The sequence below is a fragment of the Nocardia sp. NPDC057455 genome (assembly GCF_042802775.1).
Classification (GTDB): Bacteria; Actinomycetota; Actinomycetes; order Mycobacteriales; family Mycobacteriaceae; genus Nocardia.
In genome coordinates this window covers 65,795-79,106 of the sequence record NZ_JBHVDM010000004.1, presented here as the reverse complement: position 1 = coordinate 79,106, position 13,312 = coordinate 65,795, and the positions used below count along the sequence as shown (strand labels likewise).

The window sequence follows — 13,312 nt, the reverse complement described above, 5'->3', positions numbered from 1 at the left end:
CATGTCGATCCTGTTCGAGAAGGACGGGCGTGGCCCCTCGGTGGTCGCGCTGCTCGTGCGCGGACTGATTCTCATCGTGGTCACCGTGGCGGTCGTATCGGTGCTGCTGATGAAGTCCACCGGCCGCTTCGACGACAAGGTGGAGGTGACCGCCCTGCTGGAGCAGCTCGGCGACGGACTGCCCGCACGATCGGACGTGAAATTCCGCGGGATGCTGGTCGGCACGGTGGCCGAGGTCGCACCGGCCGTCGGCAGCGGCCCGAACCGGGTGCGGCTGCTGCTGGATCCCTCCGCGGTGGCGCGAATTCCCCGGACGGTGACCGCGCGGGTCGTCCCGAGCAACGTTTTCGCCGTGTCGTCGGTGCAATTGGTGGACAACGGGCCCGGCGCCGCGCTGACCGCTGATGCCGAGATCCGCCAGGACGGCAGCCTTTCGACTGTGCAACTGCAGACCGCCCTCACCAAACTGCGCGAGATCATCGCGAGCACGGCGCGAATCGGCGCGAGCAACACGGTGGGTGTGCTCGCCGCGGTCGCGACGGCGACCGATCGTCGTGGCGCCGACATCGTGGCGGCGGGCGCGCAACTCGAACGCATCACCAAGGAGTTCGACGCGCTGCTCACCCCGGACGGCGGGCCGCCCACGCTGACCCTGATGGCCGCCGCCGTGCGCGGACTGAACGCCTCCGCGCCCGATCTGCTCGACGCGCTGCACCACGCGGTCATACCCATGCGGACCTTCGCCGAGCACAACCAGCAACTCGTCGGTCTCCTCTCGGCCGGTGGCACGAGCCTGTCCACCGTCGGCGAGACGCTGGACCGGCGCACCGACCAGATCGTCACCCTGGTCGACCAGATGGGCCCGGTTCTCGATGTGTTCGCCGAGGGCTCACCGGCGTTCGGGCCGATCGTCGTCCGGATCAAGAAACTGTCCGACCAGTGGTTCACCGAGTTCTGGAACCAGGACAGCCCCCGCGGGCGAGGCAAGTTCCAGTTCCGCTTCACCCCGCACACGCTCTACACCCGGGCGGATTGCGCACACTACGGCGAGCTGGCCGCGCCGAGCTGTAGTACGGCGCCCACCGCCGTACCCACTCAGGAGCTGCCGCCCACGATGGACCCGCGGACCTATCCACCCCCGCCCGTCCTGCCCGCGGATCTGCAAGAGCTGATCCGTCGTGTACTGATCGGCGAGGCCGATGGCGCGGAGTCGATCCTCGCGCCCCTGCTGGGCGACGGCCCGTTTCCTGGAGGCGCTCGATGAGCTATCGCCGTTCCCTGGTCGGGGTGAGTTTGTTCGTCGCCGTCGCGGTCGGCCTGCTCTGGGTCACCTTCGTGACCCTGGACCGCGGTGTCGATGGGGGTGCCCACCCCTATTCGGCGGTGTTCAGCGATGTCAGCGGATTACGGGCCGGCGACGACGTGCGCATGGCCGGAGTCCGGGTCGGCCGCGTCGACAAGATCGAGTTGGACGGCACGCGAGCCCGGGTGCGGTTCCGGGTCGAGGACGCCCAGCAGCTGTCCGGCAACACCAAGGCGTCGATCACCTACCAGAACGTCATCGGTCAGCGGTATCTCGGTCTCTCGCCGGCCGATTTCGGTGATCCCGCACCGCTGCGGCCCGGCGGGGAGATCCGGTTCGAGCACACCGAGCCCTCGTTCGACATCTCCGCGCTGCTCAACGGATTCGAGCCGCTGTTCGGCGGCTTGGACCCGAAACAGGTCGACAACGTGACCGGTGCCCTGATCAAGGCCTTTCAGGGCGACAACACCTCGGTGGTGCTGCTGATCCAGCAGGTATCGACGCTGGCCCAATCGCTCGCAGGACCGGACCAGGTGCTCGGCGCCGTCATCACCAACCTGAATCAGGTGGTGGGCGATCTCGCCGTGCACAGCGGCGAGGTGAGCTCGCTCATCGCGCGGTCACGCTCGATCATCGACGGGCTCGCGCGGCACCGCGACGAGCTGCTCGGCACACTGACCACCGCCGCGACGGTGACCGACCGGATGGCGGGCGTAGTCGCGGGGGTGCAACCCGATCTCGACGAAATGCTGTACCGAGAACCGGGTTTCACCCGGCACTTCATGGAGAACAAGGAGAATTTCGCCTATCTCGGATTCAATCTGCCCGCCCTGATGAAGGGCCTGGCCAGGGTGAGTCAGGAAGGCGCCTACCTCGGCACCTATCTGTGCAATTTCGGCGTCGACCTGTTACCCAGCCTGACGACGCTAGTGCCCACCGTGGTGGGGCTCGCGTCGGCCACCGGGAAGCCCCAGCAATCACCGATCTGCGGGTGAGAGTATGAGATTGAAAAAGTTCGCAAGACAGGCTGTTTCGACAGCAAGGCAACCGATCGAGAGCCACCCGCGTGCCACGCTGGGCGTGGCGGCGCTGGTGGTGCTGCTGACCGCCCTCGGCGCCGCGCTGGGGGTCAACGCGCTGGGCGTCGGAAAGGTGTCCTACGAGGCGGAATTCGCCCAAGCGGCCGGGATCCGCCCGGGCGACTCGGTGAGCATCGCCGGCGTGCCGGTGGGGACCGTCGAGACGCAGCGGCTGGTCGGCGACCACGTGGTGGTCACCCTGGAGGTCGACAAGAGCGTGTCCCTCGGGTCGGAGACCGGGGCCGCCATCAAGCTGACCACCTTGCTCGGCGCTCGTTACGTGGAACTGCGCCCGGCGGGGCAGGGTTCGCTGCCCGGCCGACGAATCGGGTTGAGCCATACCACCGTCCCCTACGACCTGCAGCGTGCACTGGAGAACGCCACGGTCACCTTCGATCGGATCGATGCCGCGCAGATCAGCAAGTCGCTCGACGGCTTGGCCACCCAGCTGGACGGTGTGCCAACGGTGCTGCCCGGACTGCTGGAGAACATGCGCGCGCTGTCGGCGATCATCGGCGATCGCCGCGGGGAATTGGGCGCGCTGCTGGCCGGCACCCAGCGGTTGACCACGGTGGTCACCCAGCAGCGTGCCGACCTGGGCACGATCACGACTCAGGGCCGCGACCTGCTGACCGAAATCGTCTCCCGCCGCGACGCCATCCAGCGACTGATGGACGGCACGCGGCGTCTCGCCGACCAACTCCGCGCGCTCGTGGTCGACGACCGTCCGAAGCTCGAAGAGCTGATCACCGGCTTGAACGGACTGCTCGGCAGCCTCGCCCGCAACGATCAACTGCTGCGGAACACGCTGGAGATCCTGCCCGTTCCGGTGCGCAATTTCGCCAACGCCTCCGGTACCGGCAACGAGGTCGATTTCACCTCGTCGGCCGGTCCGCTGGTCGATTCCTGGATGTGCGCTATCGGCAGCCGCGCCCAGCAGGCGAATCTGCCTCCGTATTTCAAGGACTGCAAATGAGAGGGATAGGTCTTCTGATCCGGTTCGGCGCGGTGCTGCTGGTCGGTGCGCTGGCCGGATGCGCCGGTGACGCGGTGGGCTTGCGCGACAGCGGAAAGACGGTGACCGCCTCGTTCGACAACGGCGCCGGTCTCTACGTCGGCAACGCGGTGGCGGTGCTCGGCATGCCGGTCGGCGAGGTCACCGACGTTGTCGCGCGTGGTTCGCATGTCGAGGTGACGATGAAGATCGACGCCGACGTGGACATCCCCGCCGATGCGACAGCCGTCACGTTGTCGACGTCGGTGCTGACCGATCGTCACGTCGAGTTCACCCCCGCCTACCGGGGCGGCCCCACTTTGGCCGACGGCGCTCGGATCGATATCGACCACACCAGGACTCCGGTGGAGTTCGATCGTCTGCTGGGCGCGGCCGATCGGATAAGCGGCGAGCTGAAGGGCGCGCAACCCGGCGACGGTCCGATCGCGAAGCTGCTCGGCGTCTCCGCGGCGATCACCACCGGCAGCGGCCCGCAGCTGCGTGCGACCATGGACGAACTGGCCGCCGCGATACGCCTCGGCGACGACGGCGGCGCCGAGGTCCGCGACTCGATCACCCGGATCCTCGACCAGCTGGCCACGCTGATGCGCGCGGTCGCCGACAACGAGGGCGTGATCCGCGAATTCGGCACCGCTACCGGGCAATTGGGCGATGTGCTGGCCGACCTCGATATCGGCGCCGGCGACACGGGTGCGCAGATCAACCAGATCCTGCTGCAGGCGAGCGATCTGCTCACGCACAACGCCGGGAGCCTCGCGGCCACGGTGTCCGACGCGAACACGGTGACGCGGGCACTCGCCGACTACCGGCGCGAGCTGGCCGAATTCATCGACGTGACGCCGCTGCTGCTGAACAACGCCTACAAAGCGGTCGATTTCGAGCATCGCGGCGTGCGGGTGCACGCGCTGCTGGACAAGGTGTTCTTCGACAGTCAGCTCGTCAAAGAGGTGTGCAACATCCTGGGCCTGCGCCAGCTCGGTTGTGCGACCGGTACTTTGCAGGACTTCGGGCCGGATTTCGGGCTCACCGACATGCTCGAAGCGATGTCGAGGTTGCCGCGATGAGGCACTGGGAACGAGGAATTCGCGCGGCGGCGCTCGGCGCGGCGGTACTGGCGACGACCACGGCGTGTTCGGTCGGGCTGGAGGACCTCCCGTTGCCCGCGCCCGGCGTCGGAGGCGCGAATTACACCATCCATGCCGACTTCGCCAATGCGCTCAACCTGCCCGCAAAGGCGAAGGTCCGGCTCGCTGGGGCGGATGTCGGCGAGGTGACCGGCATGGCGGTGCGCGACTTCACCGCGGTCGTCACGATGAGCATCGGGAAACGCGTGATCCTGCCGCTCGGGACGCGCGCCGAACTGCGCACCGCCACTCCGCTCGGCGATGTCTTCGTCTCGCTCACGGCACCGGCGGACGCCACACCCGAGACGCCGGCCCTACGCGATGGCGACAGCATCGCTCGCGATGCCACGGCCGCCGCCGCCACCATCGAGGAGCTGCTGACAACCGCCTCCCTGTTGGTGAACGGTGGCGCGATCCGCAATCTCACCACCATCGTCAACGGTCTCGGGCAAGCGGTCGGCGATCGCGGCGACCGGGTCGGCGCCTTGATCGAGCAGTCGACCCGGGTAGTCCAGGCGCTGTCGGCCCGCTCCGAGGACATTCGAACCACCCTGGCCCAGATCGACCGGCTCGCGGTGCAACTCAACGCCCAGCGCCGGACGATCGATGACGTGGTCTTCGCGGCCGGGCCCGCGCTGACCACCCTGCGGGACAATGCGAGGCAAGCGCTGGACCTCGTGCGCCGAGTGGACCAGATCAGCGGGCAGCTCGCGAAATTCCCCGGACTGAACGGCGCCGCCACCACCGGCATGGTCGCCGACATCAACCGGATCGCGGCCGAACTCGATGCCGCCGCGACCGACCCGAACGCGAGCGTGGCGGCGATGAACGCGATGCTCGGACCGATCATCGCCATCACCACGAGCACGTCGGCGAGCGTGGACGCCGACATGCGAGATCTGGCGATCGGCGCCTTGCCCGACCCGAACCATACCGGTGATCCGGAGAGCCGGGTGCCCGGCGCGGAGGACTGGGCGGCGTTCGTCGGGAGCCTCACCTACACGTTGCTGAGGCTCCAGCAGCGGGTGACCGGAGGTGGCCGATGAGCACGTCGACCCGCCTGCGCGCGGCGGGTGCGAGGGCACTGGAGATGCCCGCGCGGGTGCTGGTGACGGCAGTGCGCGCGGGACGAGCCAGGCGTCCGGCCCTTTCCGCGACCGCGCTGGTGCTCACCCTGGTGGTGGGCGTGGGTTATCTGGTCTTCGGCGCGCTCGGTGTCGATCCGGTGGCCTCGACGATCACCGTGCGGGTCCACCTCGCCGATTCCGGCGGTCTGCTGGCCGGTCGGCAGGTCACCTTGCGCGGGGTGCCGATCGGGCGGGTGGAGTCGGTGGAGCTGACCGGTACCGGCCTGGTCGCGGTCGCCTCCGTCGACGCGGACGCGCGCGTGCCCGCCGAGGGAGAGGTGCGCGTGGCGAGCCTTTCGATGGCAGGCGAACAATACCTGGACTTCCGTCCCACCCGGGACGACGGACCGTATCTCGCCGACGGCGCCGAGATCGCGGTCGAACGCACGACCACGCCGACACCGCTGTGGAAGACGCTCACCCAACTGGATTCGGCGCTGGCTCAGGTCGATCCCGCGGAACTGGCGGCCATCGTGGACGAGCTCGGAGTGAGCCCGGAGGGGCCGGGCAAACTCGCCGACATCCTCGACGGCGGCGTATTCCTGGTCTCCACCCTGGATTCGGTGCTTCCGCAAACGGTGAGCCTGCTGCGCGACAGTCGGTCGGTGCTCGCGACGATCGGTGATTTCGGTCCCGGTCTGAGCAGATTCGCCGCCGACGCGAATGCCTTGCTCGGTGGTGTCGAGCAGAAATCCGGCGGATATGTCGAGTTGCTCGCAGCGGCACCGGGAACCTTGCGCGCGCTGGACGCCGTACTCGCGGAGAACTCCGCCGCGGGCGCGAGCCTGCTGGCGAACCTGGCGGTGGTGGCCGACACGACGTCGAAACGAGTGCCCGCTTTCCAGGAGTTCTTCTTCCCGACCGAGCGCTCCGGCTCGACGCTGGACGCGATCGGCGTGGCGTTCCACGATGGCGGCGTATGGGGTTTGGTGAATCTGTATCCCCGGTACACCTGCGACTACGACCTGCCCCGGCACCCGCCGTCACTGCCGGACTTCCCCGAGCCCTACCTGTACACGACCTGTCCCAACCGCGATCCCTCGGTGCTCATCCGCGGCGCGCGCAACGCGCCCCGCCCACCGGGCGAGGAAATTCCGGACGGTCCGCCGCCGGGCGTGCGTGCGGACCAGCAGGCCACCCCCACACCGATCGGGCCGCTGTCGCTTCCGCTGACATTCGCGGGACCGCCGCTGCCACCCCCGCCGCCCGCGCCGCGGCGATGACCGGAGAAAGGAAGCACCATGAGTCACAGCGAAACCGGGACATCGGTAGCGACTGAGGAGAAGCCGTCGACCGGCCACGACGAAGCCGAGGAGGCAGCCGCCACGACGGACGCCGCCCGGACCGAGCAGCCCGCCGAGGACGCCGCGGCCGACCCGCGGCCGAGCGCGAGCACGCGGCCGGACCGGATGTCCCGGGTGCTCCCGCTGATTCGCCGCGGCCTGCTGCCCGTGACCGCGGCGGTCGCGGTCGCGGCTGTCGTCGCCGCGGCAGTCCTGGGATGGCAACTGAAGACGGAGCGTGACGTGGATGCCGCGGCCGAGGCCGGGCTCGCCGCGGCGCGCTCGTATGCCGTCACGCTGACGAGCGTGGACTCGGGCACGCTCGATCACGATTTCGGCGCCGTGCTCGACGGGTCGACCGGTGAGTTCCGGGACATGTACACCCGCTCCAGCGGACAGCTGCGGCAGCTGCTGCTGGACAACAAGGCGACCGGTAAAGGCACGGTGCTCGACGCCGCGGTCAAGTCGGCGACGAAGACGAAAGTCGAAGTCCTGTTGTTCATCGACCAAACGGTGACCAACACCGCTTCGACGGATCCGCGGGTCGATCGCAGCCGGGTCGTCATGACCATGGAACTCGTCGGCGGCCGTTGGCTGGCGAGCCGCGTCTACCTGCCCTGATAACTGATCCACCGATTACCGGCGCACCCTCGTGAGAATGGTATTCGCATATATGAAGAGTACTGTTACCATCGAGAAGGTTGCTTCTATCCCTCCAGGAGTGCTGCACATGACTGACTTCGATTCGGTCGACTACTTCACCGATCCGGCGCTCGTTCCGGACCCGCACCCGTATTTCGATCATCTGCGCGCGAAATGCCCGGTGACGCAGGAGTCCCGGTACGGCGTGTATGCGGTGACGGGGTACGAGGAGTCGACCGCGGTGCTCAAGAACGCCGATGTGTTCTCCTCGGCGATCGCGGTCGGAGGACCGTTTCCCCCGTTGCCGTTCGAGGTCGAGGGTGACGACATCACCGAATTGATCGAGCGGCATCGGAATCAGTTGCCGATGTTCGAGCACATGGTGACGATGGACCCGCCGCAGCACACCTATGCGCGCTCGCTGCTCAATCGGTTGCTGACGCCTGCGCGGCTGAAGGAGAACGAGGACTTCATGTGGCGGCTGGCCGATCGCCAGCTCGACGAGTTCCTGGAGCGCGGGCGGTGTGAGTTCCTCGCCGAGTACGCCAAGCCGTTCTCCTTGCTGGTGGTGGCCGACATGCTCGGCGTGCCGGAGGAGGACCACGAAGAGTTCCGCATCGCGCTCGGCGCCGAGCGTCCCGGGTCGAGAGTCGGTGCGATCGACAACGAGATCGTGTCGAGCAATCCGCTGGAGTGGCTGGACGAGAAATTCAGCTCGTATATCAGTGACCGGCGGCGTGAGCCACGTGACGATGTGCTGACGTCGCTGGCGCTGGCGAAGTACCCGGACGGATCGACGCCCGAGGTCATCGACGTCGTGCGTTCGGCCACCTTCTTGTTCGGAGCCGGGCAGGAGACCACGGCGAAGTTGCTGAGCGCGTCGTTGCGGATCCTGGGTGATCATCCCGAGGTGCAGGCGCGGTTGCGGGCCGACCGCAGCCTCATTCCGGTGTTCATCGAGGAGACGCTGCGGATGGACTCGCCGGTGAAGAGCGGTTTCCGCTTGGCGAAGCGGGCGACGACGATCGGTGACACCGATATTCCGGTGGGGTCGACGGTGATGGTCTGCCCGGGTGCGGCAAATCGTGATCCGCGTCGTTTCGAGGATCCGCACGAATTCCGTTTGAACCGCCCGAATTTCCGTGAGCACATGGCTTTCGGCCGTGGCGTGCATTCCTGCCCCGGCGGCCCGCTGGCGCGCGTCGAAGGCCGGGTATCTATCGAACGAATCCTGGACCGGATGCTCGACATCTCGATCGATGCGGACCGGCACGGCCCGGCCGGGCAGCGTGACTACACCTACGAACCCACTTTCATCCTGCGCGGGCTCACCGACCTGCACATCACCTTCACTCCCAATCCCTGAGTGAACCGGCGCGAATACCCCTCGCACCGGCGTAGTTCACGAGCAAGCCGTTTCGGCGGCACGACGAATAGAGGTAACCATGACCGGACGGGTCGAAGGAAAGGTCGCGTTCATCACCGGCGCCGCGCGCGGCCAGGGCCGCAGCCACGCGGTGCGGCTGGCGCAGGAGGGCGCCGACATCATCGCCGTCGACGTCTGCAAGCAGCTCGACAACGTGCCCTTCGCGATGTCCACGCCCGAAGATCTCGCGACCACCGCCGATCTGGTCAAAGCCGAGGGCAGGCGCGTGTTCACCGCCGAAGTGGACGTGCGCGACTACGCCGCGCTGAAGTCCGCTGTCGACACCGGCGTCGAGCAGCTCGGGCGGCTGGATGTCATCGTCGCGAACGCGGGTATCGGCAACGAGGGCGGGCAACTGCTCGACCTCGAGGAGAACCTGTGGGACGACATGATCGGCGTGAATCTCGGCGGCGTGTGGAAGACGGTGAAAGCCGGTGCGTCGCATCTCATCGCGGGCGGCCGCGGTGGTTCGATCGTGCTGACCAGCTCGGTGGGCGGGCTCAAGGCGTACCCGAACGTGGGCCATTATGTCGCCGCCAAGCACGGCGTCGTGGGTCTCATGCGCACCTTCGCCGTGGAACTCGGCCAGCACTCGATCCGGGTCAACTCGGTGCACCCGACGCACGTGAACACGCCGATGGTGATGAACGAGGGCACCTACAAGCTGTTCCGTCCCGACCTGGAGAACCCGGGCCCGGCCGATCTCGAGCCGATCTGCCGGATGTTCCACACCCTGCCGATCCCGTGGGTGGAGCCGGTCGACATCAGCAACGCGGTGCTCTACCTGGCCTCGGACGAATCCCGTTTCGTCACCGGCGTTCCGCTGCCGATCGACGCGGGCAGCATGCTCAAGTAGCTCAGCTACGCCAGGGGATGAGAATGCCATGCGATACGGCTTATGTGTGCCCTGCCTCGGCGAATTCGCCGACCCGCGTCAGGTTGCCGACCTGGCCCGGCGTGCGGAGGAGGCGGGGTGGGACGGCTTCTTCGTCTGGGACCACGTGGTGTTTCCCTACGGCGCCGTCGAAGTCGCGGACCCCTGGTTGCTGCTCACCCTGATCGCGGACGCGACGACCCGAATTCGTCTCGGCCCCTTGGTGACTCCGGTCGCACGACGCCGCCCCGGCACGCTGGCGCGGCAGACGACCTCGCTGGACCGGCTCTCCCGCGGCCGCTTGGTGCTCGGTGCAGGACTCGGCTTCACGCTGGAAGCCGAGTACGGCACCTGGGGCGAACCGGCCGAGCCACGTGAGGTCGCCGGACGGCTCGATGAAGGGCTGGCTCTGCTCACCGAACTCTGGTCCGGTGAGAAGGTCGACTTCCGCGGCGCACACCTGCGCGCCTCCGACGTCACGTTCCACCCGACCCCGGTGCAGCGCCCACGTCCGCCGATCTGGATCGGCTGCAACTGGCCCAACCGCTCGCCGCTGCGGCGTGCCGCCCGGTGGGACGGTGTCGTACCGATGATCGTCGGATCCGACGGCTCCTTCGGCCCGACACCGCAGATCGTCACCGAACTGATCGGCGCTGTCACCGAACATCGTTTCGACACCGGCGCTTTCGACGTCGTCATCACCGGGCGGACGCCCGCCGACCGGCCCGACCACGCCTGTGCCACGGTCGAGGCCATCGCGGCGGCGGGCGCGACCTGGTGGCTGGAGGGCTTCCATCCCGGCACGGGGGAGTACGCGCAGGCGCTGCGCCGGGTGACGGCGGGTCCGCCACGCCGGACTCGGCCGCGGCACCGCAGAGAAGGAACGAGATGAAGCACACCGAGCACGACCGGATCGGGCTGGGAGCCGACGCGATGAGCGGCACGGAGGAAACGTCCGAGTCAGGCGAGTCCTCCGTGACGCGGATGCTCGAGATCTTCGATGTCGTTCCGGTCGGCCCGAACACTTTCGTCGGCGCCAATGACGGCGGATCGCGCAAGGTGGTCGACGGCACCCAGTTGCTCGCCCAGTCCATCGTCGCGGTCGCGAAACGACTTCCCGGCAGAACGATCCGGTCGGCGCACGCCGTGTTCGTCCGGGTCGTGGATCCGGACGAGCCGGTGGAGTTCCTCGTCGACGTGACACACGAGGGGCGTTCGATAGCCGCCGCGGCAGTGGCGGTGCAGCAGAACGGGCGCCGTTGCGCTTCGATCTCCATCCTGGCCGATACGCCGGCATCGGACGTCATCCGGCATCATGCGCCGCCCCCGCGGGTCACCGGGCCCGCCGAGTCGATCGCGGCCGATATGCCCATGGCGGGCCGCGAGTTGCGCGTCGTCGATGTCGCGGACGTGAACGATCCCGCGGAGGTCGGCCCGCCCGAGTTGTCCGCCTGGCTGCGCTACGAACCAATTCCGGTCCGCGACGATCTCGCCAAGGCGCTGCTCGCCCACTTCACCGGTCACCTCTCGGTGTCGACGACCATGCGCGCGCATGACGGTGTCGGCACCAGCCAGGCGCACCACACCATCTCCACGGCGGTCATGACCGTGACGGTGAGTTTCCACGAGCCGGTCGGATGGGACGGCTGGCTGCTCTATTCCCACGAGAGCACGCAGGTGGGCGCCGGCATGTCCTACGTCCGCGGTCAGGTGCACACCGAGGACGGCCGGCTGATCGCCTCCTTCACACAGGAGGCGATGATCCGCCCGCTGCGCCGGGAACATGCCATGATCCCCGCGAGTTCGCGGCTTTGAACCTCGCCGGCCTTCGGGAAGGAGTCTTCGAATGGGTGAACAACAGGCGGACGTCGAGTCCTCCGGTTTCGCGGCCAGGCCCGACTATCGCGTCGACATCCACCGCCGCCGTAACCTCGTCACCGCGCGCCTCGGTGGCCGGCTCGTCGCCGAGACGACCCGGCCGCTGCTCGTCGACGAACAGGACCACGGGCTGGTGTTCTATTTCCCGCGCGAGGACTTGCGGGTCGCGCTTCGGCGCGACGACTCGCGCAGTAGCCGATGCCCGTTCAAAGGCCAGGCGACCTACTGGCGTTTCGACGGCGATGGCGAGGCAGCCGTGTGCTGGAGCTATGACGATCCCGTCGGCCAGGTGGGCCGTCTGCGTGGGCACGTCGCGTTTTACCAGAACCGGGTGCAGGTCAGCGTCGGTGTGGCTACACCGGCGGTGCTCGGCGTACCCGCCGTGATCTAGAACGCCGGCTACGCACCTGCGGCGGCTTTCGCTGTACCGAAAACTGAATTCTCGAATCCGAGAATTACGCTTCTGCGGTGTGCCAGGGAGGCCTATGCTGAGCGCGTGCCAAACACAGCTACCTACAAAGTCGTCCAGTGGACGACCGGCAATGTCGGGAAGAGTTCGGTGCGAGCGATCGTGGCGAATCCCTTGCTCGAACTCGTCGGCTGCTACGCGTGGTCGCCGGACAAGGTAGGCCGCGACGTCGGTGAGTTGTGCGGTATCGACCCCCTCGGTATCGCGGCCACCGACGACGTCGACGCACTGCTGGCGCTGAAGCCGGATTGCGTGGTCTACAACCCGATGTGGATCGACGTGGACGAGCTGGTCCGCATTCTGTCCTCGGGCGTGGACGTCGTCGCGACCGCTTCGTTCATCACCGGCCACAACCAGGGGCAGGGGCGCGACCGGATCGCCGAGGCATGCCGCCGCGGCGGTTCCACCATGTTCGGTTCGGGCATCAGCCCGGGGTACATCAACCTGCTCGCCATTCTGTCGGCGAGCATCTGCGACCGGGTCGACAAGGTGACCGTCGATGAGGCGGCGGACACTACGTTCTACGACTCGCCGGATACCGAGAAGCCGGTGGGATTCGGCAGGCCGATCGACGATCCCGGCCTGCCCGCGATGACCGCGCACGGCACCGGAGTGTTCGGCGAGGCGGTGCGGCTGATCGGCGACGCGCTCGGCGTCGAACTCGACGAGGTGCGCTGCGACGCGGAATACGCGCGGACGACAGCTGATCTGGATCTCGGATCGTGGACCATCCCGGCGGGCTGCGTCGCCGGTGTGCATGCGAGCTGGAGGGGCCGGATCGGCGACAGGACCGTCGTCGAGATCAACGTCCGGTGGCGCAAAGGGCAGACGCTCGAGCCCGATTGGAAGATCGATCAGGACGGCTGGGTCCTGCGAGTCGACGGCCGCCCGACGGTGAAGAACGTGGTCAGCTTTTTGCCGCCGCCGGATTTCGAGGCCGAGACGATCGCCGATTTCATGACCCTCGGGCACATCATGACCGCGATGCCGGTGATCAACGCCATTCCCGTCGTCGTCGCAGCGGCCCCCGGCATCGTGACCTACAACGACTTGCCGCTCACTCTTCCGCGCGGCGTCGTGCCGCAGGGCTGA

13 protein-coding genes are annotated in these 13,312 nt (G+C 67.7%); all 13 read left to right on the top strand.

Annotation, left to right across the window (positions count from 1 at the left end):
- Position 1 precedes the first annotated feature (1 nt).
- The 13 genes from ACFU5M_RS02920 to ACFU5M_RS02860 all read left to right on the top strand — a co-directional run bounded on the left by ACFU5M_RS02920 (position 2) and on the right by ACFU5M_RS02860 (position 13,312).
- A complete protein-coding gene (locus tag ACFU5M_RS02920; protein WP_379042679.1) occupies positions 2–1,264 on the top strand; it encodes an MlaD family protein in 1,263 nt (420 codons plus the stop codon).
- Entirely contained in the window at positions 1,261–2,298 is a 1,038-nt protein-coding gene (locus ACFU5M_RS02915; protein ID WP_379042676.1) for an MlaD family protein, read from the top strand. The genes ACFU5M_RS02920 and ACFU5M_RS02915 overlap by 4 nt, the downstream gene beginning before the upstream one ends.
- A gap of 10 nt (positions 2,299–2,308) precedes the next feature.
- The gene (locus tag ACFU5M_RS02910; RefSeq protein WP_379042673.1) at positions 2,309–3,358 is read left to right on the top strand and encodes an MCE family protein; all 1,050 of its coding nucleotides are present in this window, start codon (positions 2,309–2,311) and stop codon (positions 3,356–3,358) included.
- Complete coding sequence (locus tag ACFU5M_RS02905; RefSeq protein ID WP_379042670.1) at positions 3,355–4,461, top strand: MCE family protein; 1,107 nt, start codon at positions 3,355–3,357, stop codon at positions 4,459–4,461. Before ACFU5M_RS02910 ends, ACFU5M_RS02905 begins: the two co-directional genes overlap by 4 nt.
- Positions 4,458–5,567 carry an MlaD family protein gene (locus tag ACFU5M_RS02900; RefSeq protein ID WP_379042667.1) on the top strand — a complete coding sequence of 370 codons (1,110 nt, stop codon included), beginning with the start codon at positions 4,458–4,460 and terminating at the stop codon, positions 5,565–5,567. Before ACFU5M_RS02905 ends, ACFU5M_RS02900 begins: the two co-directional genes overlap by 4 nt.
- Positions 5,564–6,871 carry an MlaD family protein gene (locus ACFU5M_RS02895; RefSeq protein WP_379042664.1) on the top strand — a complete coding sequence of 436 codons (1,308 nt, stop codon included), beginning with the start codon at positions 5,564–5,566 and terminating at the stop codon, positions 6,869–6,871. The genes ACFU5M_RS02900 and ACFU5M_RS02895 overlap by 4 nt, the downstream gene beginning before the upstream one ends.
- A gap of 18 nt (positions 6,872–6,889) precedes the next feature.
- Entirely contained in the window at positions 6,890–7,552 is a 663-nt protein-coding gene (locus ACFU5M_RS02890; RefSeq protein WP_379042661.1) for a hypothetical protein, read from the top strand.
- A 109-nt stretch (positions 7,553–7,661) separates the two neighbouring features.
- The gene (locus ACFU5M_RS02885) at positions 7,662–8,939 is read left to right on the top strand and encodes a cytochrome P450 (RefSeq protein ID WP_379042658.1); all 1,278 of its coding nucleotides are present in this window, start codon (positions 7,662–7,664) and stop codon (positions 8,937–8,939) included.
- Between the two features lie 79 nt (positions 8,940–9,018).
- Entirely contained in the window at positions 9,019–9,855 is an 837-nt protein-coding gene (locus ACFU5M_RS02880) for a mycofactocin-coupled SDR family oxidoreductase (protein WP_379042655.1), read from the top strand.
- A gap of 28 nt (positions 9,856–9,883) precedes the next feature.
- Positions 9,884–10,765, top strand: coding sequence for an LLM class flavin-dependent oxidoreductase (locus tag ACFU5M_RS02875; RefSeq protein WP_379042652.1), 882 nt, complete (start codon positions 9,884–9,886; stop codon positions 10,763–10,765).
- A 41-nt stretch (positions 10,766–10,806) separates the two neighbouring features.
- Positions 10,807–11,688 carry an acyl-CoA thioesterase gene (locus ACFU5M_RS02870; protein ID WP_379042865.1) on the top strand — a complete coding sequence of 294 codons (882 nt, stop codon included), beginning with the start codon at positions 10,807–10,809 and terminating at the stop codon, positions 11,686–11,688.
- Between the two features lie 31 nt (positions 11,689–11,719).
- Complete coding sequence (locus ACFU5M_RS02865) at positions 11,720–12,142, top strand: DUF427 domain-containing protein (RefSeq protein ID WP_379042649.1); 423 nt, start codon at positions 11,720–11,722, stop codon at positions 12,140–12,142.
- A 105-nt stretch (positions 12,143–12,247) separates the two neighbouring features.
- On the top strand, positions 12,248–13,312 hold the full coding sequence (locus ACFU5M_RS02860; protein ID WP_379042646.1) for a dihydrodipicolinate reductase: 1,065 nt from the start codon (positions 12,248–12,250) through the stop codon (positions 13,310–13,312).

Excerpts from the sequence above, each read along its gene's own strand:
- ACFU5M_RS02920 (WP_379042679.1), top strand. The coding sequence starts at position 2 with ATGTCGATCCTGTTCGAGAAGGACGGGCGTGGCCCCTCGGTGGTCGCG.
- ACFU5M_RS02915 (WP_379042676.1), top strand. The coding sequence starts at position 1,261 with ATGAGCTATCGCCGTTCCCTGGTCGGGGTGAGTTTGTTCGTCGCCGTC.
- ACFU5M_RS02905 (WP_379042670.1), top strand. The coding sequence starts at position 3,355 with ATGAGAGGGATAGGTCTTCTGATCCGGTTCGGCGCGGTGCTGCTGGTC.
- ACFU5M_RS02900 (WP_379042667.1), top strand. The coding sequence starts at position 4,458 with ATGAGGCACTGGGAACGAGGAATTCGCGCGGCGGCGCTCGGCGCGGCG.
- ACFU5M_RS02895 (WP_379042664.1), top strand. The coding sequence starts at position 5,564 with ATGAGCACGTCGACCCGCCTGCGCGCGGCGGGTGCGAGGGCACTGGAG.
- ACFU5M_RS02890 (WP_379042661.1), top strand. The coding sequence starts at position 6,890 with ATGAGTCACAGCGAAACCGGGACATCGGTAGCGACTGAGGAGAAGCCG.
- ACFU5M_RS02885 (WP_379042658.1), top strand. The coding sequence starts at position 7,662 with ATGACTGACTTCGATTCGGTCGACTACTTCACCGATCCGGCGCTCGTT.
- ACFU5M_RS02880 (WP_379042655.1), top strand. The coding sequence starts at position 9,019 with ATGACCGGACGGGTCGAAGGAAAGGTCGCGTTCATCACCGGCGCCGCG.
- ACFU5M_RS02875 (WP_379042652.1), top strand. The coding sequence starts at position 9,884 with ATGCGATACGGCTTATGTGTGCCCTGCCTCGGCGAATTCGCCGACCCG.
- ACFU5M_RS02870 (WP_379042865.1), top strand. The coding sequence starts at position 10,807 with ATGAGCGGCACGGAGGAAACGTCCGAGTCAGGCGAGTCCTCCGTGACG.
- ACFU5M_RS02865 (WP_379042649.1), top strand. The coding sequence starts at position 11,720 with ATGGGTGAACAACAGGCGGACGTCGAGTCCTCCGGTTTCGCGGCCAGG.